Here is a 23421-nt window from a genome sequence, read left to right as displayed (position 1 = left end):
TTATCAATGGGGTGTTTTTGTCGAACCAAGAGTGTTACCGAAGTATAAGGGGTAGATATGGCAATTTTAGTTACCGGTGGCGCCGGTTATATCGGGTCTCACACCGTTTTATCTTTGCTGGAACGAGGTGAAGATGTGGTGGTGTTGGACAATTTGTCCAACTCATCTGCGGAGTCTTTACAGCGCGTGGAAAAGTTGACGGGTAAAGCCGCGGTGTTCTATCAGGGCGATGTTCAGGATGCGGAATGCCTGCATCGTATCTTTGGTGCGCATGAGATCACTGCCGTGATCCACTTCGCTGGCCTCAAGGCCGTCGGGGAGTCAACGCGCAAACCGCTCGAGTATTATCAGAATAACGTCACCGGCACGCTGGTGCTGTTGGATGCCATGCGCTGTGCCGGTGTACATGATTTCATCTTTAGTTCCTCCGCCACCGTATATGGCGCCAATTCGCCGGTGCCCTATGTCGAGACTACGCCGATTGGCGGCACGACCAGTCCTTATGGCACGTCTAAGCTGATGGTAGAGCAGATCCTGCAGGATTTCGCCAAGGCTGAGCCGCAGTTTTCGATCATTGCGTTGCGTTATTTCAATCCGGTAGGGGCACATGAGTCCGGTCTGATAGGCGAAGATCCGAACGGCATTCCCAATAACCTGCTGCCTTACATCTCACAGGTGGCGATCGGTAAGCTGGATAAACTGGGGATTTTCGGTGGCGATTACCCGACCAAAGACGGCACGGGTGAGCGTGACTACATTCATGTCATGGATCTGGCTGAGGGCCATCTGAAAGCGATGGATCATCTGGTGAAGCTCAACGGTTTCAAGGCCTATAACCTGGGGGCTGGCGTAGGGCACTCGGTACTGGCGATGGTTCAGGCGTTTGAGAAAGCGTCAGGTGTAACGATCCCCTATCAAATCCTGCCACGCCGTGAAGGCGATCTGCCTGCGTTTTGGGCGAACGCCGACTTGGCCTATCAGGAACTGGGATGGAAGGTTCGTCGCGGTATCGATGATATGATGCGTGATACTTGGAACTGGCAAAGTAAAAACCCGCATGGCTACCGCTAACCTTGATTGATATGTCTTGATAGTGATAAATAATTATAAACGGATAATTAAGTACAGGATGAAAATCGTTGGGGCATGTAAAACCTCATGCCCCACAAAAATGTTTTATAATAGCTAGGCATGGCTTTCATATTTTACAAGAGGATATTATTGTATATATGGAGTGTTTCTTTTTGATTCGTTGTTTATTATTTAAATTTCAATAAATGAATATTAGGTGAGCCTTGTTTTATTAATGTGTTTTCACCTAAAACTCATTTTATATCGGCACTTGGCTGCATGGTGTTAACTACAGATTCGTGCTTCCGGTAGGTTTATAATGCGATACGATAATGCAATAGTGGTTGTTGTCTACAATAAAAAAATTGAGGATTCAGCCACTCTCAATACACTTGTTGAGCATGACTTTTTTAACAGTAAACTGGTTATTCATAATAATGGGCCAGAGAGTATTACCCTGAAAGGGAAATTGGCAGAAAAAATAGAAGCTAAGTTTAAATGTGTTGAGTTGATAAATAGTCTAAACAACTTGCCACTCAGTATGCTATATAACGATTTTATTCGAAATAATGAAGAGGCCGGGCGATTTATCATATTAGACGATGATTCGACGATCACTGAGGCGTTTGTTAGGGCAGTGAATTATAACGAAGATGATATGGAGCTTCCTCGCATTATTTCTAGGGTTGATGGTGTGACATATTACCCTATTGAAGCGAAAAAAGTTGTCACAACCGAGCGTTATCTGGATCATAAAACGTCCTATTCTATCGGTTCTGGCATGGTCATCAATAATTCTCTGGTTAAAAAATTTAAAAAACATAACGTGAATTTATTCGATGAGAACTATGCTCTATATGGGGTAGATGTAAGCGTTTTTCGTAGAATTTATCAGCTTATAGATAAAGGGGTGGATTTTAAAATAAAAAGTTCTTCTTACATCTACCATTCTCTTTCTCGTGCGGAGGGAAAAGAGAGTCCTTTTCGTATAAGAGAGCGACTTATCGATACAGCTATAACAACAAGAAGATATCCTACGGTACGTTTGCATATTCATTTGATGAAAAAATTCATAATTAATGTCATAAAACTCAATGGCAATAATGCGGCTTCAATAGTCAAAGCTTATCTCACTGGGATGCATCCTCGTTGTAAAACTATGGGCTCGCGTCAACAATAATCTAAGGAGTGTTTATGAAAGGCATTGTTCTTGCGGGGGGCTCAGGTACGCGTCTTTACCCTATCACCCGAGGCGTATCAAAACAGTTGCTGCCTATTTATGACAAACCGATGATTTATTACCCGATCTCGGTGCTGATGCTTGCTGGTATCCGCGATATTCTGATTATCTCAACGCCAGAGGATCTCCCTTCATTCCGGCGCTTGTTAGGTGATGGGGCGCGTTTCGGCATCCGCCTGAGCTATGCGGAGCAACCTAGCCCAGATGGATTGGCACAGGCTTTTTTGATTGGGGAAGAGTTCATTAATGGTGAGCGCTGTGCGTTGGTCCTGGGCGATAATATTTACTTTGGTCAGAGTTTCGGCAAGAAGTTGGAAAGCGTTGCTGGGCAGCTGGAAGGCGCAACTGTATTCGGCTACCAAGTGATGGACCCTGAGCGCTTCGGTGTGGTGGAGTTTGACGAAAGCTTCAAGGCGCTATCGTTGGAAGAAAAACCAGCGGTGCCGAAGTCTAACTGGGCGGTTACCGGGCTCTATTTCTATGACCGCCATGTTGTTGAGCTTGCTAAACAGGTAAAACCTTCCGCACGTGGCGAGCTGGAAATCACTACGTTGAACCAAATGTATCTGGAACGTGGGGCATTGAACGTTGAGATTCTCGGCCGCGGCTTTGCCTGGTTGGACACCGGCACGCACGATAGCCTGATTGAAGCATCGCAGTTTATCCACACTATCGAACACCGACAGGGCTTTAAAGTCGCCTGTCTGGAAGAGATCGCCTATAGAAAAGACTGGCTCAGCAAAGAACAGGTGGCGGAAGAGGCGAAGTTGTTGAGTAAAACGCAATACGGTCAATATTTAGCGCAACTGCTGGTAGAGAAATAAGATGCAAGTGAGCGATACGCGCATTCATGGCGTAAAGATCGCCTAGTCAAAAGTGCTTGGCGATGCGCGTAGTTCCTTCTTGATAACGTTCGAAAAGAAACGAGATCATCGGGGGCTGGGCTTAGAACTGGATTTTGTTCAGGATAATCATTTGTTTTCCTCAAAAGAAGCTACGCTGTCCGCCTTTTCAAGCGGCAAGCTGTCAAGGGCAACTGGTTTGCGTTATTCGTGGTGAAGTATTTTATGTCGTTGTTGGTTTTGTGAAGACTCGTCGAGCGATGGTGCATGGGAGGGCGTCGTGCTTTTCGACAATAACAAGACTCAATTCAGGAGCCCGCCAGGTCGGGTAGCATGACTCTGTCGCATTCTCGGATCTCGCTTATTTCGCATACAAATATACTGATTTCTACAACCCGCTTTATGAGGGGGCTGTGGAGCGATCCTGAGAGGGGCATTGAGTGACCCTCTATTATCTGAAAAAGATAAGCTAGGTAAGCTTTTCAAAGTGCTTAAGTAAGTATTACGGGAGGTTTGGGATAAGATGGGGCTCAGACCGATCGCTCTTCAGGAAGCGTTTTGATAGTCCGAAGGCTGCTATTTTGGCCAAAATCAGATGAGTCTTAGGGGGCTGAACTTTGTTAACGATTTAGATGCAGTTGTTGACATCTCAGCGGAGTTCGATCTCCCAAATGGAGCCAGCAAGCCTTGCTCGTTCAATCATTACCTTTCCCTCCTTGTTTTATGGTTTTTTGTGTTTAAAAACATAGTGATAGTGACGGGTTTTGCTCTGTCTATGCAGCTGGGTAACGTATTTTTTTTACATAATGGTGTCGGATGTTTTGACGAAATGTGCTAGTCTCTCAAGCTTTCGAAAGCCTTATATTATTTCTGCCAGCTGTGTGCGATTTTGTTTAAGGTTCATTAAGAAAGACCTTAGGCTTGGGATGTAAACTCGATGGTAGACCTAACATCAGGTCTTTGGGCAAAGTTTCTTGTGAGCAGGTTCCTAATGAAAGTGATAGAGACGCAGGTTGATGGTGTAAAACTGATCGAACCCAACGTGTTTGGCGACCAACGAGGCTTTTTCTTGGAAACATTCCAAAAAAGCCGATACAAAGAGCTGCTCGGCATTGACGTGGAGTTTGTTCAAGATAATCACTCCCGTTCAGCTCGAGGCGTCTTACGGGGATTGCATTTCCAAACGGCAAAACCGCAAGGCAAGTTGGTGAGAGTAGTTCGCGGCGAGGTCTACGATGTGGTCGTCGATATTCGTCCCGAGTCGCCGACGTTCAAAAAGTGGGTTGGCGTCTACCTGTCCGAAGAGAACAAAAACCAGCTTTGGGTTCCGCCTGGTCTCGCCCATGGTTTTGTCGTAGTTTCGGACTCGGCTGATTTTGAATATAAATGCACTGATTACTATGATCCAAGTAATGAAGGGTGCCTGCTGTGGAACGATCCGGAAGTAGGTGTCGAATGGCCAGTCAGCGAGCCGCTGTTGTCGCCAAAGGATCTGCAGGGAAAACTGTTTAGAGAGCTTTTTTAATGCGTGTACTTTTGACCGGTGCTGCAGGGCAGTTGGGGCGCTGTATTATCGATCGTTTCCCTGCCAATTGGACCTTGGTGGCGATGGACAGCCAGCAATTGGATATCGCGGACTTCGCCGCCGTCTCGGCGACGGTTGAGCAGCTAGTACCGGATGCCATTATCAATGCTGCGGCTTATACTGCGGTGGATAAAGCAGAATCGGAACCTGAAAAGGCTCGGGCAATCAATGCGTTCGGCCCCGGCTTCCTCGCTGCTGCGGCGGCGAAGTTAGACATTCCTTTCATACACATCTCGACCGATTACGTCTTTGACGGAACTTCATCGGAACCGTATTGTGAAGAGACGCCTTGTTCGCCCAAGAGCGTTTACGGGCAGACGAAACTCGAGGGTGAGCGGGCAGCATTACAAGCTAATCCGAAAACCGTCGTGATCAGAACGGCCTGGGTTTTCAGCGAGTACGGTAACAACTTCGTAAAAACCATGCTGCGAGTCGGCGCGCAGAGAGGGGAGTTGGGCGTGGTGAGCGACCAGTTCGGCTGCCCAACCTATGCGGGAGACATTGCGGCAACGGTCATTGCTATGCTGTCCCATCCTCAATTGCCTTATGGCATCTATCATTACTGCGGCGATACTGCCGTTTCATGGTTCGACTTTGCTTGCGCTATCTTCCGGGAGGCGGAAACATCTGCTCGTTATCCGCATAAGGTGAGTGTCAAACCTATCGCAACCCATGAATATCCAACGCCCGCATCCAGGCCTGCTTATTCGATTCTGAGCACCAGCAAGATTTGTGCGCTGGATCTGAAGCCTAGTCCATGGGAACAGCAACTTAAAACTGTACTCCAGAAGATATTATCTCAGTGATGATCCTTCAAATGGATGAGATTAAAGGGGATAATGTTATCCCCTTTGACGTTTTTACATATGATGAAACGTTAACATCGTTATGGGGCCTGACGTTCAGTCTTTTAACCACCCTAATGGTATGACTTTGTGACTGCGGTAAATTACGGGTTTAGGAACTAGATACAGCATGGCTGTAGACCAAGAAAAATCTCAATTTCAGATCGTTGCATCTATCGTTCTCTTCAACCACAGCTATGAGCAGGTGGCGGGTACCTTGACGTCTCTTTTGGCCGAGCGCTGCGTTGATAAGATTGTTCTGGTCAATAACGGCGGTGCCGATTGGGCCGATGCTTTGGATAATGACCGTATCAGCTATATCTCTGCTGAGGGAAATGGCGGATTTGGCCACGGACACAACTTGGCTATGGGGCGCTATCTGGGCTCTTGCGGCTATTTTTTGATCTGTAACCCGGATATCACTTTTGAACCAGGCGCCTTATCTGAACTGTATCGTTTTGCGCGGGAAGAGAATCATCAGTTCGTTTCTCCCCGCATACATTATAGTGATGGGCGTCTCCAACATAGTTGCCGTCTTTTGCCAACCCCGGCAAACCTTTTCCTACGGCGCTTCCTACCTAAGTGGGGAGCGAAGATGGATATTGATTATGAATTACAACGGGCTGATTACGAGAGAATATTTGCTGTCCCTACCGTTTCAGGCTGCTTCATGTTGTTGAGGTCAGAGTTATTGGCGCAGTTGGAGGGGTTTGATGAGCGTTACTTCATGTATCTCGAAGATGTTGATTTGTGCCGACGGGCGCTCGAATTCACTGACATTGTGTACTATTCAGGAACAACAATCACACATGTATTCGGTAAGGGGTCATACAAATCTATGACCCTATTGGGATACCACATACGCTCAGCGATTCTTTATTTTAATAAGTGGGGATGGTTTTTTGACCGGAAACGTTGCCGTTACAACCAGCGGTACTTGAGTTCTATCCCGATGGTTACTTATCGTGATTTACGCTAATCCTCCGGCTCTAAACGTTTAATAGTATCTAAGGTATTGATTATGCATATGTATGCGGATGATGGGATGATGGCCGACATTGCTGCTGGCGGCGAGGAGGTCGATAATGAATAACCCTCATAAAAATAGGCCATTGACTCCATTGGCCCTCCTTCGCACATTGTGGGGGTTCAAGTCGTTGATTGTTCAAATGACTAAAAGAGAAGTCGTTGGTCGTTATAAAGGCTCTACGATGGGGTTGGCATGGTCATTCTTGAACCCGTTGTTCATGCTGACCGTCTACACGTTTGTGTTTTCTGTTGTTTTTAAGGCGCGTTGGTCTGTAGGGGGGGATGAGAGCCGTACGCAGTTCGCCGTTATTTTATTTGTAGGCATGATTGTGCATGGTTTCTTTGCCGAGGTGATTAACCGTGCGCCGCAGATCATTTTGGGCAATGCTAACTACGTAAAAAAAGTAGTGTTTCCTCTGGAGACGTTGCCGGTGATTAGTTTATGTGCGGCACTGTTCCACTCTCTGATTAGTCTGATCGTCTTACTATGCGCGTTCTTCCTTTTTAACGGTTTTTTGCATTGGACAATTGTGTTTATTCCTTTGGTCTTCTTGCCACTGGTGATTTTTTGCCTGGGATTGGGATGGGTGCTGGCATCTCTTGGGGTATTTATCCGTGATGTAGGCCAGACAACGGTGATTATTACAACAGTAATGATGTTTTTATCACCAGTGTTTTTCCCGATCACTGCACTGCCCGAAAAATACCGTATCTGGATTATGCTTAATCCGCTCACATTCATTATTGAACAAGCTCGTAATGTATTGATTTGGGGACGTATCCCCGATTGGCAGGGATTGGCGATATATACCATCGCAGCCGCTGCTGTGGCGTGGTTGGGTTATGTTTTCTTCCAGAAAACTAGAAAGGGGTTTGCTGATGTCCTCTAATGAAATAGTGATTGAAGTCAAAGGATTAAGCAAATGTTATCAGATTTACGATCGCCCTCGCGATCGTCTGAAGCAGTTCTTCGCTCCTAAACTGCAGCGTGTTGCCCGCCGTGAGTCTCGGCGCTATTTTCGCGAGTTTTGGGCTTTGCGAGATGTCTCTTTCAGCATAAAAAAAGGTGAGACCGTCGGTATTATCGGGCGCAACGGTGCCGGTAAGTCTACTTTGTTGCAAATGATTTGCGGCACGCTGACCCCAACGGCGGGGGAGATCCAAGTTAATGGAAGAATTGCCGCTTTGCTGGAGTTGGGCGCCGGTTTTAACCCTGAATTTACCGGTCGAGATAATGTTTATCTTAACGGTTCTGTTTTGGGTTTTTCACGCGAGCAAATCGATGCTCGTTTCCAGGAAATCATTGACTTTGCTGATATTGGCGAGTTTATCGATCAGCCGGTGAAAACCTATTCCAGCGGGATGTACGTACGATTGGCCTTTGCTGTCCAGGCGTGTGTTGAGCCAGAAATACTGATCGTCGATGAGGCATTGGCGGTGGGTGATATAGGTTTCCAGTATAAGTGCTATAAGCGTATGGAAGCTCTCCGTGCCAAGGGGGTTACCATTATTATGGTGACGCATTCCACTGGTAGCATTCTTGAATATGCCGATCGTTGTTTGGTTATGAATGATGGCCAACTGGTTGGTGATACGCACGACGTTTTAGCTGCAGTACTTGCTTACGAAAAAGGTATGCTATTGACTCAAGGCACGCCGAAAGAAAAAAGGCATCATGCGGAAGGCTCTGACGTCAAAGACGTAGCGACGCTCCAATCTATCCAGACGGAGCAGATTAACGCTGAAGTAGGGGAAAAACGCTTTGGCAGCGCGCGTGCGATTATTGAAAGTTTGCACATCTATAAATCAGATGGTACGCCGTTATCAGAAAAACCGCTGGTGCGTTCCGGTGAAGAGTTAACCTTTGACTATACTGTGTTGTCTTCAGAAGTCATCGAAGACGTCGCGCTTGGCGTTTCCATTTCCAAAGCTCAGGGCGGTGATATTTGGGGCGACAGCAATATCGCTGCTGGCGTTCCTATCGTTCTGAAACCCGGTGAGCAGCACATTGTGTATAAAGTCAAGCTGCCTATCAATTCCGGTGATTATTTGGTGCACTGTGGTTTGGCTCGTGTTGGCAAGGGGGAAAGGGAAGAGCTTGACCAGCGTCGGCCCATGATGAGGCTGAAGTTCTGGTCGCCGCGTGAGTTGGGTGGCGTTATCCATGCTCCGATACAAATTTCGCTGGAGGAGGAATAACGTTATGCTTGCTGTTTTTTTACCGCCCTATCCTTTTCGAGGCGTAAAAGCGCCCTACTTGTGGGTGTTCTATCGATTGCTGAGCACTTTGCAGGAAAAGAGCCTTTTTATCACCGGCGACGATTACTTATGCGATCCTGAACAATGGCGCGAGCAGGGGCGTTGGGAATTTGATGTGCCCACGATGAATAATCTGGGATATTCGCCGCCGACTCAGGAGATATTCGATCGGCACGAGTTTGGCCTGTTGGATAATGACCTGTTTGTTCGATTGCTGAGCGAAACACATCAAAATCCGATGGCTGCGTTCAATGTATTTCTTACGCATCGTATTCCCGAATTGGAGTCTGAACTAAGAATTCTCTTAAGTCCGCAAATAAAATGCGGCATTGAGGGGATACTCAGTATTTGTAATTGCCCATCGCTGGAACATGTGGCGCAAGAGCTGGACATCCCGGTGATTCACATCGAGATGGGCCCCCTGCGTGCACCGATGTATTTGGGAACCGGTTACGTTGATTTTCGTGGTGTAAATGGTAACACTGAAGCTCAGGTGCGTTATCTTTCCGTTGCGCATGATTGCATAACCCAACTATCAATGGCTGAGTTACACCAATTTTTTGCACAAGAAATATTGCCGCAGAAAGGGGTTGCAGGATTTGAACTCGGATTAGCTCTGCAGGTTGAAGATGATTCGAATATCATTGCGTATAGTAATGGTTTCAATAATTTATCTCTTATTTCATATGCGCGAACGCAATGCTCTAGTGAAAATATACTGATTCGGCCGCATCCTGGCAGTCATTTTCAGTTGCAAAATACAGCATCTGAAATCGATCATTCACCCAACAGCCTTGAATTTCTGCTCCGTTGTCAAAGGATTGTGACCATAAATTCGAGCGTGGGTTTGGAAGGATTGTTGCTCGAAAGTGACGTTCAAATATTAGGCGATACTTCTTATCGCTTTATCGATGAAGTTGCTGATGAATCTGAACGAGTGAACAGAATGGCCTTTTATCTGTTCGCTTATCTTGTTCCGTTCGAACTGATGTTTGATACGAACTACTTGCATTTCCGGCTATCTAAACCGGCGGAAATCGATATCGTTCGGTACCATCTTAACCATTATTCAGCGGGAGCTGACGAGTTGACAAGTATGAAAGGTATAACCATCGGTGAGTTGATCACGGATCGCGTTAAACGAGACAATAATGTTAGAGCCGAAATTTTTCGCGTTATTGAAGAGCAAAAACAGAATATTGATGACAAGTGCCGGCAGATTGCATTGCTGGAGAGTCAGTTGCAGCTGCAGCAGGAGGAAAATCTGCAGTTGAGAGAGTTCCTGCAGCAGAAGCAAAGCCAACATGAAGATGCTTTGCAACAGATTAAAACCAGTGAAGAGATTAATAACAATAATAGTAAGATCGAGCTTGAGCGTGAAATCAACACGTTAAATTCTGTGTTGAGCCAAAAGGATGGCTTGCTCGAACAACAACATTCTTCAATGGTTTCGATGCGGAATAGTTTGTCATGGAAACTGACCATGCCGGTGAGAATGGCTGGCCGCGTACTACGCGGTGAGTTTGGGGTCATTCGCGACTTTACTTGCCATTACTTGGCACATCGCTTTATGACTAAGAATTCGTTAGTTGCAAAGAGCTGGCGAGCATTTCGTAGTCATCCTCAACCCTATCGTGCATTGGGGCGCAAGACTAAAGCGGCTTTTGCTCTGGTGATGAAAGGCCAGTTCTCCGAACTGGCATCCAGTCTGCGCCGGGTGGCAAAAAATACCGCAGATGCACCGATGCCGTTGACGCATATCGATACTCAGCACATCGTAATTCTTGCTTCCAGACATACACTTTATGTCGCGCATCGAGTTGAGAAGTCTTTGACTGATATCGGCTTGGGTGTCACGATTATTCATGCGTATTCGGCTGCTGCTGATAGCGGTCAAATGCATATTGTTATTTGCCCTCAGATATTTCCTGAGTTGCCAAAGAACTTTGTCGCATTCCAGATGGAACAGTCGATTAACCCTCGTTGGTTCACGCCAGAGTATTTTGCCATTCTGGATCGTGCGATGGCCATTTTCGACTATTCATTAACCAATATCGATTATTTGCTGCAGCACGGGGTGCCCTACCAAAAACTGTTCTACATGCCGGTGTCTTCTTACGATAGCTATGCTGAGCATTTGGAGCTCGGTGGATATAATCTTCGGCCGTTGGAGAGCGAAGAGCCGATTGATGTGTTGTTCTATGGCGATCCAAACTGTGAGCGGCGCCAGAATTACCTGCGTCAACTCTCTCAGCGCTTTAATGTGCATATCGCTTCGGAGGTATTTGGTCAAGACCTGACTCGTCTTGTTATGCGAGCGAAGCTGATTGTTAATATCCATTATTATGAAGATGCACTGCTGGAAACCACTCGCTTGTATGAGACGTTGTCCTTGGGTACGCCAATCGTCAGTGAAACCAGTTCGGATATTCAGCATCATGCAATGCTGGCAGAAGTCATCGATTTTTCACCGGTAGGCGATATTGACGCAATGGCGGATAAAATCGAACGTTTGTTGTCTGATGATGCGTTCTATGGACGTCGTCGACAAGCTATAGCGGCGTTTACGCGTACAGACTCGCAATTTGATGCCTATTTCAAACGTTATTTGCTGGCTAACGATCTGATTGATTTCCAGACCTACAAGAATAGCGTCGACTTTATCCCTCACAATGAAGCGGATATCCCAAAACTGTGCCTGTCATTGACAGAAACGCCGATTCGCAAGCAAGCATTTCTCAGCAAACCTACGCATGGTTTTCAGGTCATTGAAGGTGTTCGTCACCGCATCGGCTGGATTGGCTGTGGAATGAGCTATAAGTACATGCTATCAACGTTGGCCGAACGCTCTACCGAAATGGCCATGATTTGTGAGGATGACGTATTGTTCCCCTCCGATTTCGACAGGCAACTGGAGAAAGTTGTTGGCCATTTACGTCATACTGAATGGGACTGGCATGTTTTTGCAGGTATTATTGCACACTTGCATAACGACACCGAGATTCTGGCTGTAAAAGAAATTGATGGCATCGAGTATGTTTATATCAATCGTATGACAAGTATGGTGATGAATATCTATTCTCGCCGCGGTATCGAGCTTATCAGCCAGTGGAATGAGAAGAACATTGACGCTGAAAGCAATACGATCGATCGTTATCTGGAGTCTGCACCAGGATTGACTGTTGTAACGACATTACCGTTTATGGTCGGTTATGCAGAAGATCAACACTCAACGCTGTGGGGCTTCGTAAATACGCAATATACCGATATGATTCGCGATAGTGAGCGACTATTAGCTGAAAAAGTTGCGGCGTTTAAGGCGCGCGAAGCTGAAACTAGTAAGGCATAACGTACTACTCGCTTGAGAATTGAAACCAAAACGGCCAGCGTAAAGAACTGGCCGTTTTTACTGAGGTAGACTGATAACTGTATATGATTCAATCGTGTGCAACTGATTATGTGACCTATCGCACCAATCACTACCCACGCGGCTCAATCCTGAGTTAACATGTGTGCCACATCACAAAACCTGCTGGCCGACGTTGCCGGCAGGGTCATCCTCAGACAGGAGTTCCTAAATGTCCAAGCAACAAATCGGCGTTGTCGGCATGGCGGTAATGGGCCGCAACCTCGCGCTGAACATCGAGAGCCGTGGTTACACCGTTTCCATTTTCAACCGTTCTGGCGACAAGACTGACGAAGTGATCGCTGAGAACCCGGGCAAAAACCTGGCGCCGTATTACACCGTTGAAGAGTTTGTCGAATCGCTGGAAAAACCGCGCCGCATCCTGCTGATGGTGAAAGCGGGCGAAGCGACGGATAAAACCATTGCCTCGCTGACTCCGCACCTGGACAAGGGCGATATCCTGATCGATGGCGGCAACACCTACTATCAGGACACCATCCGTCGTAACCGCGAACTGTCCGACCAGGGCTTCAATTTCATCGGCACCGGCGTTTCCGGCGGTGAAGAGGGCGCGCTGAAAGGGCCTTCCATCATGCCTGGCGGCCAGAAAGAAGCTTACGAGCTGGTAGCGCCGATCCTGGAGAAAATCGCTGCGGTTGCGGAAGGCGAGCCTTGCGTGACTTATATCGGCGCTGACGGTGCCGGCCACTATGTGAAGATGGTGCACAATGGTATCGAATACGGCGACATGCAGCTGATTGCCGAAGCCTATTCTCTGCTGAAGCAGGCGCTGAACCTGAGCAACGAGCAGCTGGCCGAAACCTTCGCCGAGTGGAACAAGGGTGAGCTGAACAGCTACCTGATCGACATCACCAAAGACATCTTCACCAAGAAAGACGAAGAGGGTAAATACCTGGTCGATGTGATCCTGGACGAAGCCGCCAACAAAGGCACCGGCAAGTGGACCAGTCAGAGCTCGCTGGATCTGGGCGAACCGCTGTCGCTGATCACCGAATCGGTGTTCGCGCGCTACCTGTCCTCGCTGAAAGATCAGCGCGTTGCCGCGTCTAAAGTGCTGACCGGGCCGAAAGTGGCACCGTTCACCGGCGACAAAGCCGAGTTCATCGAGAAAGTGCGTCGTGCGCTTTATCTGGGCAAGATCGTATCCTACGCGCAGGGCTTCTCTCAGCTGAAAGCCGCGTCCAAAGAAAACAACTGGGATCTGCACTACGGCGAAATCGCCAAGATCTTCCGCGCCGGCTGTATCATCCGTGCCCAGTTCCTGCAGAAGATCACCGACGCTTACGCAGCGGATGCCGATATCGCCAACCTGCTGCTGGCGCCATACTTCAAGCAAATCGCCGACGAGTACCAGCAGGCGCTGCGTGACGTGGTGGCCTATGCCGTGCAGAACGGTATCCCTACGCCAACCTTCTCCGCCGCGATCGCTTACTATGACAGCTACCGTTCAGCGGTGCTGCCGGCTAACCTGATCCAGGCGCAGCGCGACTATTTCGGTGCGCACACCTACAAACGCATCGACAAGGAAGGCGTGTTCCATACCGAATGGATGGAATAAGCCCACTCGTTGAGCGATAAAAAAAGCCGCCGAGGTTAACGCCCGGCGGCTTTTTTATTGCGCGTGATTTAATGTCACGCTTTTTTCTGATGCCGCTCGCGCAGCCGGCCGATCACCGCGCTCAGATCCAAATCCTGGTCCTGCAGCAGCACCAGCAGGTGATAGATCAGATCCGAGGCCTCGTTGGTCAGCTCTTCGCGATCGTTGACCGTGGCGGCCAGCGCGGTTTCCACGCCTTCTTCCCCGACCTTCTGCGCGATGCGTTTGGTGCCGCTGGCGTACAGGCTGGCGGTGTATGAGCTGTCCGGGCTGGCATGCTTGCGTTCCGCCAACAGCTGTTCCAGCTGATAGAGGAACGTCCAGTCGCTGGCGGCCGGATGGAAGCAGCTGCTGTTGCCCAGGTGGCAGGTCGGGCCGATCGGGTTGGCTAATACCAGCAGCGTGTCGTTATCGCAGTCCGGCGTGATGCTGACCACCTTGAGGAAGTGGCCGGAACTTTCGCCTTTGGTCCACAGGCGCTGCTTGGTGCGCGAAAAGAAGGTGACATTGCCGCTCTGCTCAGTGGTCGCCAGCGCTTCCGGCGTCATGTAACCCAGCATCAGCACTTCGCCGGAAACGGCGTGTTGCACGATGGCCGGCATCAGGCCGTCGGTTTTCTCCCAGTCCATCTGGTTTCTCTGTTGTTCTGTCAGCACACGCGAATCTCCACGCCTTGTTCGACCAGGAACCTTTTCAGGTCGCCGATATTGATGATTTGTTTGTGGAACACCGATGCCGCCAGCGCGCCGTCGACGTCCGCATCGCGGAACGCTTCCAGGAAGTGCTCCATCGTGCCCGCGCCGCCGGAGGCGATCAGCGGCACTTTGCAGACCTCGCGCACCCGACGCAGCTGCTGCAGATCGTAACCGTTGCGCACGCCGTCCTGGTTCATCATGTTCAGCACGATCTCACCGGCGCCGCGGCGCTGCACTTCCTGCACCCAGTCGAGGGTTTCCCACTGGGTGACGCGGGTACGGCTCTCGTCGCCGGTATATTGATTGACGTGATACTTGCCGGTTTCACTGTCGAACCAGGTATCAATGCCCACCACGATGCACTGCACGCCAAAGCGATCCGCCAGGCGGCTAATCAGATCGGGATCGGCCAGCGCCGGTGAGTTGATGGAGATTTTGTCGGCGCCGAAAGACAGGATCTGGCTGGCATCCTCGGCGCTTTTAATGCCGCCGGCGACGCAGAACGGAATATCAATCACCTCCGCCACGCGCGACACCCAGCTTTTGTCCACCACTCGGCCGTCGCTCGAGGCGGTGATATCGTAAAACACCAGCTCGTCCGCGCCTTCTTGCGCATAGCGCTGCGCCAGCGGCACGATGTCGCCGATGATTTCGTGGTTGCGGAACTGCACGCCTTTCACCACTTGCCCGTCTTTAACATCCAGACACGGGATTATCCGTTTTGCCAGCATGCAATCGCCTCCTCAACGCTAAATTTACCTTCCAGCAGGGCGCGCCCGACGATCACGCCGGCAACGCCGCTGCCGCGCAACTGGGCGATGTCGTCCAGATTGCCGATGCCGCCTGAGGCCTGGAAGGCCACTTGCGGATAGCGGCGGCTGATCGCCTGATACAGCGCCACGTTGGAACCGGCCAGCGTGCCGTCGCGCGAAATGTCGGTGCACAGCACGTGTTTCAGCCCGTAGGGCAGGAACTGCTCTACCACCTGTTCAAGCGTGGCGTCGGAGTCTTCCTGCCAGCCGCTGATGGCCACGCGCTTCACGCCCTGCGCGTCGATGCGCACATCCAACGCCAGTACCAGCGCGTCGGCGCCATAGCGTTCGAACCAGCTTTGTACCAACTGCGGCTGTTTCACCGCGGTGGAGCCGATCACCACGCGCGTGGCGCCGGCCTCCAGCAGGGCGCTGACGTCTTGCTCGTTGCGGATGCCGCCGCCGACCTGCACCGGCACGTTAACCCCCGCCAACAGCTTGCGCAGCAGCGGGATCTGGCGCGCGGCCGGATCTTTGGCGCCGGTCAGATCGACCAGGTGCAGCACCTGGGCGCCCTGTTGTTGATAGTCCTGCAGGCGCAGCAGCGGATCGTTGCCGTAGTCGCGCTGTTGGTCGTAATCGCCCTGATGCAAACGCACCACGTTGCCGTCGATCAAATCCAAAGCCGGAATAATCATGCTGCCTACATCTCCAGAAAGTTTTTCAACAGTTGCGCGCCGGCCGCTCCAGATCGTTCTGGATGAAACTGCACGCCGAAGAAGTTGTCTTTTTGCACGGCGGCGGTGAAGGGCTCGCCGTAGTTCGCCTGAGCGATGGTGCTGGGGCATATCGGCATCGCATAGCTGTGAACGAAATAGAAGTAGGCGCCGTCATCGATGCCGCGGAACAGATGGTGGCCTGCCTGCGCGGATACCTGGTTCCAACCCATGTGCGGCAGCGGCAGGCCGAAGTCGGTCATCTGCTTTACCGGCGTATCGATGAGGCCGAGCGTCGTTATGCCGCCGTTCTCTTCGCTGCTGGCCGCCAGCAGCTGCATGCCGAGGCAGATGCCCAGCACCGGCTGAGTGCAGGCCCTGATCAGTTCGATCAGATCGCGTTCACGCAGCTGATCCATCGCCGCCTGCGCGGTGCCGACGCCCGGCAGGAACAGCTTGTCGGCGCGCAGCACGATCTCCGGATCGCGGCTCACTTCCGGCTGATAGCCCAGGCGGCGGACCGCATAGGTGACGGAGGCCAGGTTGGCGCAGCCGGTATCCAAAATCACCACGTTCATCACAGCACTCCTTTCGAGCTCGGCAGGGTATTGCCCTCGACGCGGATCGCCTGGCGCAGCGTGCGGCCAAACACTTTGAACAGGCTTTCGACCCGGTGGTGGTCGTTTTTGCCTTTGGTCTTCAGGTGCAACGTGCAACCCATGGTGTAGGACAGCGAGCGGAAGAAGTGCTCGACCATTTCGGTGCTGAGATCGCCGACGCGCTGATAGTTGAACTCGGCCTTGTACTCCAGGTGCGGGCGGCCGGAGATATCCAGCGCGCAGCGCGCCAGACACTCGTCCATCGGCAGCACGAAGCCGAAGCGGGCAATGCCGCGCTTGTCGCCCAGCGCCTTGTTCAACGCTTCGCCCAGCGCCAGGCCGGTGTCCTCTACGGTGTGGTGATCGTCGATATACAGGTCGCCTTTGACGTCGATCTCCATGCGGAAGCCGCCGTGGGTGGCGATCTGATCCAGCATGTGGTCGAAGAAGCCGACGCCGGTTTTGATTTTGCTGCCGCCTTCGCGATCCAGCCAGACGTTGACATCGATCTGCGTCTCTTTGGTCACGCGGTTAACCCGCGCATGACGGTCGCGCAGGGTCAGCTGGCGCACGATCTCTTTCCAGCCCAGCACGCCGCGCTGGTAGCGCAGCCCCTGAATGCCCATGTTTTCCGCCAGCTGCACGTCGGTCGGCCGATCGCCGATCACGTAGCTGTGGGCGGTATCGAGCACGCCGGGTTCGAGGTAACCCTTCACCAGCGCGGTCTTCGGCTTGCGGCAGTCGCAGTTGTCCGCCGGCAGGTGCGGGCAGATCAACACGTCGGCGAACTGAATGCCCTGCGAACTAAGGATCTGCATCATCAGGTTGTGCGGCGGATCGAAGGTTTCCTGCGGGAAACTGGCGGTGCCGAGCCCATCCTGATTGGTGATCATCACCAGCTGATACCCCGCCTGTTGCAGCGCCAGCAGGGAAGGGATCACGTCCGGCTCAAGCGCCAGCTTGTCCAGGCGGTCAACCTGGAAATCTTCCGGTGGCTCGGCGATCAGCGTGCCGTCACGATCGATAAAGAGGATTTTTTGGCTCACATTGGCTCCTGGCGAGTCTGGTTGGCGCCGGGCAGGGCGGACAAGGCGTCCACCACGCGTTGACATTCGTCGCGGGTGCCTATGGTGATGCGCAGGCAGCCGGACAACCCGGGCTGTTTGTTTTGGTCTCGTAAGATAATGCCCTGATCCCACAAGCTTTTAAACACATTACTTGAGGCGGTGAAGCGGGCCAGCAGGTAATTGCTGTCGCTGGCGAAAACCTGCTCGACGCAGGCGCATTTTTCCAGCTGTTGCTGCAGCCAGCTACGGGTGGCGGCGATGTCGGTGACGCGCTGGCGCATGGTGCGGATGCCTTCGGCGCTCAGCGCCTGCGCGGCGATATCCGCCACCGGCGTCGAGAGCGGGTAAGGCGCGATCACCTTCAGCAGCAGGGCGATCAGATCTTCGTTGGCGAGCGTAAAGCCGCAGCGCAGGCCGGCCAGCGCAAAGGCCTTCGACAGCGTACGCAGAATAGCCAGGTGCGGGTAGTCGCTCAGCCACCCGGCCACCGAGGCCTGCGGGCAAAACTCGATATAGGCTTCGTCCACCGCGACGATCGCTTTGCCTTTGGCCAGCTCCAACAGGCTGCGTAGAGAGTCCGGGTCAATCAGGTTACCGGTCGGGTTGTTCGGACTGCAGACGTAGATCAGTTTCACGTTGTCCAGGCTGTCCGCGATGGCCGGCAGATCCAACTGCCAGTCCTCTTTGGCGGCCACGGTGCGGCGCTCCACGCCAAAGGTTTCGGCGCTGACGGCGTACATGCCGTAGGTCGGCGGGCAGAACAGAATGGCGTCTTTGCCCGGCTCGCAGAAGGCGCGGATCAGCAGCTCGATGCCTTCATCGGCGCCGCGGCTGACCAGCACCTGCTCTTTCTTGACCCCGGCATAGGCGGCGTAGCGTTCGATCACCTGCGCCGGCTGGCACTCCGGATAGCGGTTGAAGGTTTGCGCCGTCAGCTGGAATTCCGGGGCGATCGGGTATTCGTTGGCGTTCAGCCATACGTCGCCCTTGCCGCCGAGGCGGCGCGCCGATTGGTAAGGGGTCAGCTCGCGAACGTTGGCGCGCGCCAGTTTTTCGATGCTCATGCTTGCTCCTTCAGGGCGGCGACGCGCAGGGTCACGGCGTTCTTGTGGGCGATCAGCTGCTCGGCGGCAGCCAGCGTCTCGATGGTGGCAGCCAGGTTGCTGAAGCCCTGCGGCGTCAGCTCTTGCACCGTCATGCGTTTTTGGAAATCGGCCAGCCCAAGGCTTGAGCAGGTGGCGGTGTAGCCGTAGGTCGGCAGCACGTGGTTGGTGCCGGAGGCGTAATCGCCGGCGGACTCCGGCGACCAGTCGCCGAGGAACACCGAACCGGCGCTGGTGATGCCGTCCACCAGATCGCGCGCATTGCGGGTCTGAATGATCAGGTGCTCCGGGCCGTAACGGTTGCTGATGGCCACGCACTCCGGCAGATCGCGCGCCACGATCAGGCGGCTGCTCGCCAGCGCCTGGCGGGCGGTGTCGGCGCGCGGCAGTTCGGCCAGCTGGCTTTCCACCGCGTCGGCCACCGCCTGCGCCATCGCCGCGTCCGGCGTCAGCAGGATCACCTGCGAATCCGGGCCGTGCTCGGCCTGCGACAGCAGATCGGAAGCGACAAACGCCGGGGTGGCGCCGGCGTCGGCGATCACCAGCACTTCCGAAGGACCGGCCGGCATGTCGATGGCCGCGCCGTCAAGGCGCTGGCTGACCTGCCGCTTGGCTTCGGTCACGAAGGCGTTGCCCGGCCCGAAGATCTTCGCCACGCGCGGCACGCTTTCGGTGCCAAACGCCAGGGCGGCGATCGCCTGCGCGCCCCCGACCTGAAACACTTCCTGCACGCCGCACAGCTGCGCCGCATACAGGATCTCATCGGCGATCGGCGGCGGCGAGCACAGCACTACCCGGCGGCAGCCGGCGATGCGCGCCGGCGTCGCCAGCATCAGCACGGTGGAGAACAGCGGCGCCGATCCGCCGGGAATATACAGACCCACCGAGTCGATTGGGCGGGTCACCTGCTGGCAGCGCACGCCCGGTTGCGTTTCGACGTCCACCGGCGGCAGTCGCTGCGCGTTGTGGAAGGTTTCCACGTTGGCGACGGCCACCGCCATCGCCTGTTTGATGTCGTCGCCCAACCGCGCGGCGGCGGCGGCGATCTGCTCGGCGCTAACGCGCAGCGCCGAGACTTCCGCCTTGTCGAAACGGGCGCTGTAGTCGCGCAACGCCCGATCGCCGTTGGCCTTCACGTTGTCGAGGATCTCGTTCACCGTGCGAGTGATGCTGTCGGAAGCGGCGATCGCCGGACGCATCAGCAGCTCGGCCTGGCGTTCGGCGCTGCACGTCGCCCAATCGATCGGCGTGTTGAAGGTCGACATGGCGTTACTCCATCATCTTTTCAATCGGCAGCACCAGAATCGAGCTGGCGCCGAGCGCTTTCAGTTTTTCCATGGTTTCCCAGAACAGGGTTTCGCTGCTGACCATGTGCATCGCCACGCGGTTCTGCGCGCCGGCCAGCGGCAGAATGGTCGGGCGTTCGGCGCCCGGCAGCAGCGCGACGATCTCGTCCAGTTTCTCGCTCGGCGCGTGCAGCATGATGTATTTGGATTCGCGCGCCTGGATCACGCCCTGAATGCGGGTCATCAGGCGGTCAATCAGCTGCTGTTTGGCTTCAGGCATTTCGCCGTCGCGCTGGATCAGGCAAGCTTTGGAGCGGTAGATCACCTCCACTTCGCGCAGGCCGTTGGCCTCCAGCGTGGCGCCGGTAGAGACCAGATCGCAGATGGCGTCGGCCAGGCCGGCGCGCGGCGCCACTTCCACCGAGCCGTTCAGCAGGCAAGATTTGAAGCGCACGCCCTGTTTGTCGAGGTATTGCTTCAGCAGGTGCGGATAAGAGGTGGCGATGCGGGCGTCCTGCAGGCTTTGCGGGCCGGCGTATTCGGCGTCGAGCGGGGTGGCCAGCGACAGGCGGCAGCCGCCGAAATCGAGGCGGCGCAGGGTGAAGTAGCGCGGGTCTTCACCCTGGGCGCGGCGGCTGAGCAGCTCTTCTTCCAGCACGTTCTCGCCGATGATGCCGAGATCGACCACGCCGTCCATCACCAGACCCGGAATGTCGTCGTCGCGCACGCGCAGGATATCGATCGGCATGTTTTCGGCGAAGGCGATCAGACGCTGCTGCTGCAGGTTAATCTTGATGCCGCAGCGCGCCAGCAGTTCCTGGGATTCATCGCTCAGGCGGCCCGACTTCTGCATTGCGATCCGTAAACGTGTCTTGTCCAGCATGGTAACCTCTGTTTAATCTGTAATTTTATGAATTTATTGTAAAAACTATTCTTTCTGTCTGTCCGGAGCCAAAAAAAAACCCTCGGAAGAAATCTTCCGAGGGCTCTCTCTTGCGTTCTGCGCGCCACTGGAAGATTAACAAACCGTCTTCCAGCACACATCGCCTGAAAGACTAGTCAGGGTGATGGTGATGATGGTGGTTGAACTGAACGCGTGTCATGGTGTTTTCTCTCAGCAAAAGTCGGTAAAAAACCGTATGGCAATTAAGCTAAACTATCCGCTGTCCGCCGTGCAACTCTTTTTTATCGTCATAAATTTAATTTATTGAAACAGGTTGAGTTATTAGCCACACACGGCTTTACCTAACCTTAAGCCGGTCAGATTGTATCGCCGCGCGCAGTGGCGTAGCCTTAAGGGCAGGGCGCTGCGATCTTCAGGAGAGGAAGAGGATGAAAAAGGTAGCCATTATTGGTCTGGGTTGGTTGGGCATGCCGCTGGCGTTGTCGCTGATGGGCCGCGGGTACGACGTGGTCGGCAGCAAAACCACGCCGGACGGCGTCGAGGCCGCGCGGATGAGCGGCATCGAATGTTATCAGTTGGAGCTGACGCCGGAATTGATCTGCGATCCGGACGATCTGGCGTCGTTGCTGCGCGTGGATGCGCTGGTGGTCACGCTGCCCGCGCGCCGCACCGTCGAAGGCAGCGAGAATTATTTCAATGCGGTGCGCATGCTGGTGGACAGCGCAATGGCTTTCGGCGTGCCGCGGGTGATCTTCACCAGTTCCACCTCGGTGTATGGCGAAACCGCCGGCACGCTGCGCGAAGAGTCGCCGCTGCGGCCGGTCTCGCCGTCCGGCCGGGTATTGGCCGAGCTGGAGCGCTGGCTGCACGAGCTGCCGAATACCTCGGTGGACATTCTGCGCCTGGCGGGGCTGGTGGGCGCCGATCGCCACCCAGGCCGCTTCCTGGCGGGAAAGCTCGATGTGAAGGGCGGGTCGCAGGGGGTGAATCTGGTGCACCAGGACGACGTCATCGCCGCCATCCAACTGCTGCTCAAGCTGCCGAAGGGCGGCCACGTGTACAACCTGTGCGCGCCGCGTCATCCGGCCAAGCGCGATTTCTATCCGGCCCTGGCCGAGCAACTGCACCTGGAGCCGCCGCAGTTTGCCGACGAAGCGGAACAGGATGAGCGGCTGGTGGACGGCAACCGCATCTGCAACGAGCTGGGTTTTGAATACCAGTATCCCGATCCGGCGCGCATGCCGGTCAGTTAACGTCCGTCAGGCCCCGCGCATGCGGGGCTTTTTTTCGCCGGCGCGCGCCAAATCCTCCAGCAGCGCGTTCAACGCCTCGTCGGGTTGGACGGGGCGGCTGACCAGGCTGAGCGTGGCGCGGTAAGAGAGCGCCGTGCCGCCCAACTGCCGTAGCAGCCCTTGCTCCACCCAGCGCGCCGCATAGTGGGTGGGCAGATAACCGAGACAGGTGCCGCTCAGCACCAGATGGGCGACGCTCTCCATGTGGTGGGCCACCGCGGCCAGATGCGGCGGGGCTATCGGGCACAGCTGCTGCGCCAACAGGTAGCCGCGCTTGACCCAGCGCGCGTTTTCAATCTGCTCGCGCTCGGGTTCTTCCACCGCGAACAGCGGGTGATCCTCACTGCAATAGATAGCCTGCGTCTCCTCCAGCCACGGTTGATAACGCAACGCCTCCAACTGCTGGCCAAAGTAGCCGATGCCCAGATCGAGCTGCCGGTGCAGCAGCCCTTGTTCAATCTCGTTCGGTGAGCAGATGCGGCACTGCAATTGCACGTCCTGGTGGCGCCGCTGAAAGTGCTTGATGGCCTGACTGAACGGGTTGCCCGGCAGTGAAACCAGGTTATCCACCAGACCGATTTGCAGATCGCCGGTCAGCAGGCCGTTCAGCGACTGGCTGACCCGGGTGAAGTCGCGGGCGGCGTTGAACAAGGAGCGGCAGGCGATCAGCATGCGTTCCCCTTTTGGCGTCAGCCGGAAGCCGGAGCGCCCGCGCTGGCACAGGCGAAAACCCAGTCGCGTTTCCAGCGAGGCCAGATGGGTGCTGATGGTGGATTGGTTCATCAGCAGCGTTTCCTGTGCGGCGCTGACGCCCTGGGCTTCCGCCACCGCGACGAACACCCGCAACAGCTTCAGATCGATATCGCTTAGGTTAGTGAGCATCGCCCCCTCCGCAGAACGTCGGCCGCTTAACCCATTTTTAACATCGAAGAAATAGGCGCGGCGCTGAAGATATGGCCTTTCTTATGGCATGAGATTGAAATAAAAATCAACGCTTCAATGGGTTAGTTACATCGTGTTTTTCGATGTTTACATGCAAAAGCGGGAATGGTAGCCGGTGCGGTCAACAGGGTAGTCTGCGAATGTTGCTTAAATGTTTCAATTTATCGCAA

Annotated in this window: 21 protein-coding genes and 1 other annotated feature; of the genes, 11 read left to right on the top strand and 10 right to left on the bottom strand. The window is 53.6% G+C overall.

The features are described 5' to 3' along the window. The first annotated feature begins 57 nt into the window (after nt 1–57). The 10 genes from galE (at nt 58) to gndA (ending at nt 13856) form a co-directional block, all read left to right on the top strand. Nucleotides 58–1071 carry a UDP-glucose 4-epimerase GalE gene (gene galE, locus ACJ8PE_RS16390; RefSeq protein ID WP_442536821.1) on the top strand — a complete coding sequence of 338 codons (1014 nt, stop codon included), beginning with the start codon at nt 58–60 and terminating at the stop codon, nt 1069–1071. Nucleotides 1072–1390: 319 nt separating this feature from the next. Next, nucleotides 1391–2251 (top strand): glycosyltransferase family 2 protein, encoded by an 861-nt coding sequence (locus tag ACJ8PE_RS16385; protein ID WP_197793740.1) that lies wholly within the window; start codon nt 1391–1393, stop codon nt 2249–2251. 14 nt (nt 2252–2265) lie between these two features. Next, nucleotides 2266–3135, top strand: a complete 870-nt coding sequence (rfbA, locus tag ACJ8PE_RS16380; protein ID WP_197793741.1) for a glucose-1-phosphate thymidylyltransferase RfbA — start codon at nt 2266–2268, stop codon at nt 3133–3135. Between the two features lie 1009 nt (nt 3136–4144). Then, nucleotides 4145–4678 (top strand): dTDP-4-dehydrorhamnose 3,5-epimerase, encoded by a 534-nt coding sequence (rfbC, locus tag ACJ8PE_RS16375; protein ID WP_197793742.1) that lies wholly within the window; start codon nt 4145–4147, stop codon nt 4676–4678. Beyond that, entirely contained in the window at nt 4678–5544 is an 867-nt protein-coding gene (rfbD, locus tag ACJ8PE_RS16370; RefSeq protein WP_197793743.1) for a dTDP-4-dehydrorhamnose reductase, read from the top strand. Before rfbC ends, rfbD begins: the two co-directional genes overlap by 1 nt. A gap of 169 nt (nt 5545–5713) precedes the next feature. Next, nucleotides 5714–6562, top strand: coding sequence for a glycosyltransferase (locus ACJ8PE_RS16365; protein WP_197793744.1), 849 nt, complete (start codon nt 5714–5716; stop codon nt 6560–6562). Between the two features lie 106 nt (nt 6563–6668). Continuing rightward, nucleotides 6669–7502 (top strand): ABC transporter permease, encoded by an 834-nt coding sequence (locus tag ACJ8PE_RS16360; RefSeq protein ID WP_197793745.1) that lies wholly within the window; start codon nt 6669–6671, stop codon nt 7500–7502. Beyond that, nucleotides 7492–8811, top strand: coding sequence for an ABC transporter ATP-binding protein (locus tag ACJ8PE_RS16355; RefSeq protein ID WP_197793746.1), 1320 nt, complete (start codon nt 7492–7494; stop codon nt 8809–8811). Before ACJ8PE_RS16360 ends, ACJ8PE_RS16355 begins: the two co-directional genes overlap by 11 nt. Nucleotides 8812–8815: 4 nt before the next feature. Then, a complete protein-coding gene (locus ACJ8PE_RS16350) occupies nt 8816–12220 on the top strand; it encodes a GT99 family glycosyltransferase N-terminal domain-containing protein (RefSeq protein ID WP_197793747.1) in 3405 nt (1134 codons plus the stop codon). Between the two features lie 229 nt (nt 12221–12449). Then, entirely contained in the window at nt 12450–13856 is a 1407-nt protein-coding gene (gene gndA / locus ACJ8PE_RS16345) for an NADP-dependent phosphogluconate dehydrogenase (RefSeq protein WP_004938815.1), read from the top strand. A 74-nt stretch (nt 13857–13930) separates the two neighbouring features. Here gndA and hisIE read toward each other — a convergent pair whose 3' ends face one another. From hisIE to hisL, 9 genes are all read right to left on the bottom strand, one after another. Further along, nucleotides 13931–14551: a bifunctional phosphoribosyl-AMP cyclohydrolase/phosphoribosyl-ATP diphosphatase HisIE gene (gene hisIE, locus ACJ8PE_RS16340; RefSeq protein ID WP_197760174.1), complete on the bottom strand. Its 621-nt coding sequence runs from the start codon at nt 14549–14551 to the stop codon at nt 13931–13933. Next, the gene (gene hisF / locus ACJ8PE_RS16335) at nt 14545–15321 is read right to left on the bottom strand and encodes an imidazole glycerol phosphate synthase subunit HisF (protein WP_197760175.1); all 777 of its coding nucleotides are present in this window, start codon (nt 15319–15321) and stop codon (nt 14545–14547) included. The genes hisIE and hisF overlap by 7 nt, the downstream gene beginning before the upstream one ends. Beyond that, complete coding sequence (gene hisA, locus ACJ8PE_RS16330) at nt 15303–16040, bottom strand: 1-(5-phosphoribosyl)-5-[(5-phosphoribosylamino)methylideneamino]imidazole-4-carboxamide isomerase (protein WP_404768974.1); 738 nt, start codon at nt 16038–16040, stop codon at nt 15303–15305. The genes hisF and hisA overlap by 19 nt, the downstream gene beginning before the upstream one ends. Nucleotides 16041–16045: 5 nt before the next feature. Beyond that, nucleotides 16046–16636: an imidazole glycerol phosphate synthase subunit HisH gene (gene hisH / locus ACJ8PE_RS16325; RefSeq protein WP_021504315.1), complete on the bottom strand. Its 591-nt coding sequence runs from the start codon at nt 16634–16636 to the stop codon at nt 16046–16048. Beyond that, entirely contained in the window at nt 16636–17703 is a 1068-nt protein-coding gene (hisB, locus tag ACJ8PE_RS16320) for a bifunctional histidinol-phosphatase/imidazoleglycerol-phosphate dehydratase HisB (RefSeq protein WP_015377254.1), read from the bottom strand. The genes hisH and hisB overlap by 1 nt, the downstream gene beginning before the upstream one ends. Continuing rightward, entirely contained in the window at nt 17700–18788 is a 1089-nt protein-coding gene (gene hisC, locus ACJ8PE_RS16315; RefSeq protein ID WP_033650628.1) for a histidinol-phosphate transaminase, read from the bottom strand. Before hisC ends, hisB begins: the two co-directional genes overlap by 4 nt. Further along, nucleotides 18785–20092: a histidinol dehydrogenase gene (gene hisD, locus ACJ8PE_RS16310; RefSeq protein ID WP_033642486.1), complete on the bottom strand. Its 1308-nt coding sequence runs from the start codon at nt 20090–20092 to the stop codon at nt 18785–18787. The genes hisC and hisD overlap by 4 nt, the downstream gene beginning before the upstream one ends. Before the next feature lie 4 nt (nt 20093–20096). Then, a complete protein-coding gene (gene hisG / locus ACJ8PE_RS16305) occupies nt 20097–20996 on the bottom strand; it encodes an ATP phosphoribosyltransferase (RefSeq protein WP_015377256.1) in 900 nt (299 codons plus the stop codon). Between the two features lie 70 nt (nt 20997–21066). Continuing rightward, nucleotides 21067–21193, bottom strand: a sequence feature (His leader region). Beyond that, a complete protein-coding gene (gene hisL / locus ACJ8PE_RS16300; protein WP_100396937.1) occupies nt 21169–21216 on the bottom strand; it encodes a his operon leader peptide in 48 nt (15 codons plus the stop codon). It overlaps the preceding feature by 25 nt. A 229-nt stretch (nt 21217–21445) precedes the next feature. Here hisL and ACJ8PE_RS16295 point away from each other — a divergent pair, with 229 nt between their 5' ends. After that, the gene (locus ACJ8PE_RS16295; protein ID WP_033642487.1) at nt 21446–22270 is read left to right on the top strand and encodes an SDR family oxidoreductase; all 825 of its coding nucleotides are present in this window, start codon (nt 21446–21448) and stop codon (nt 22268–22270) included. A gap of 6 nt (nt 22271–22276) precedes the next feature. Here ACJ8PE_RS16295 and ACJ8PE_RS16290 read toward each other — a convergent pair whose 3' ends face one another. After that, a complete protein-coding gene (locus ACJ8PE_RS16290; protein WP_069100903.1) occupies nt 22277–23191 on the bottom strand; it encodes a LysR family transcriptional regulator in 915 nt (304 codons plus the stop codon). Between the last annotated feature and the right edge of the window lie 230 nt (nt 23192–23421).

Source organism: Serratia sp. CY74737 (genome assembly GCF_052166775.1).
Classification (GTDB): domain Bacteria; phylum Pseudomonadota; class Gammaproteobacteria; order Enterobacterales; family Enterobacteriaceae; genus Serratia; species Serratia ureilytica.
The sequence above is the reverse complement of the archived record's forward strand: the minus strand, read 5'-3'. Positions and strand labels throughout refer to the sequence as shown.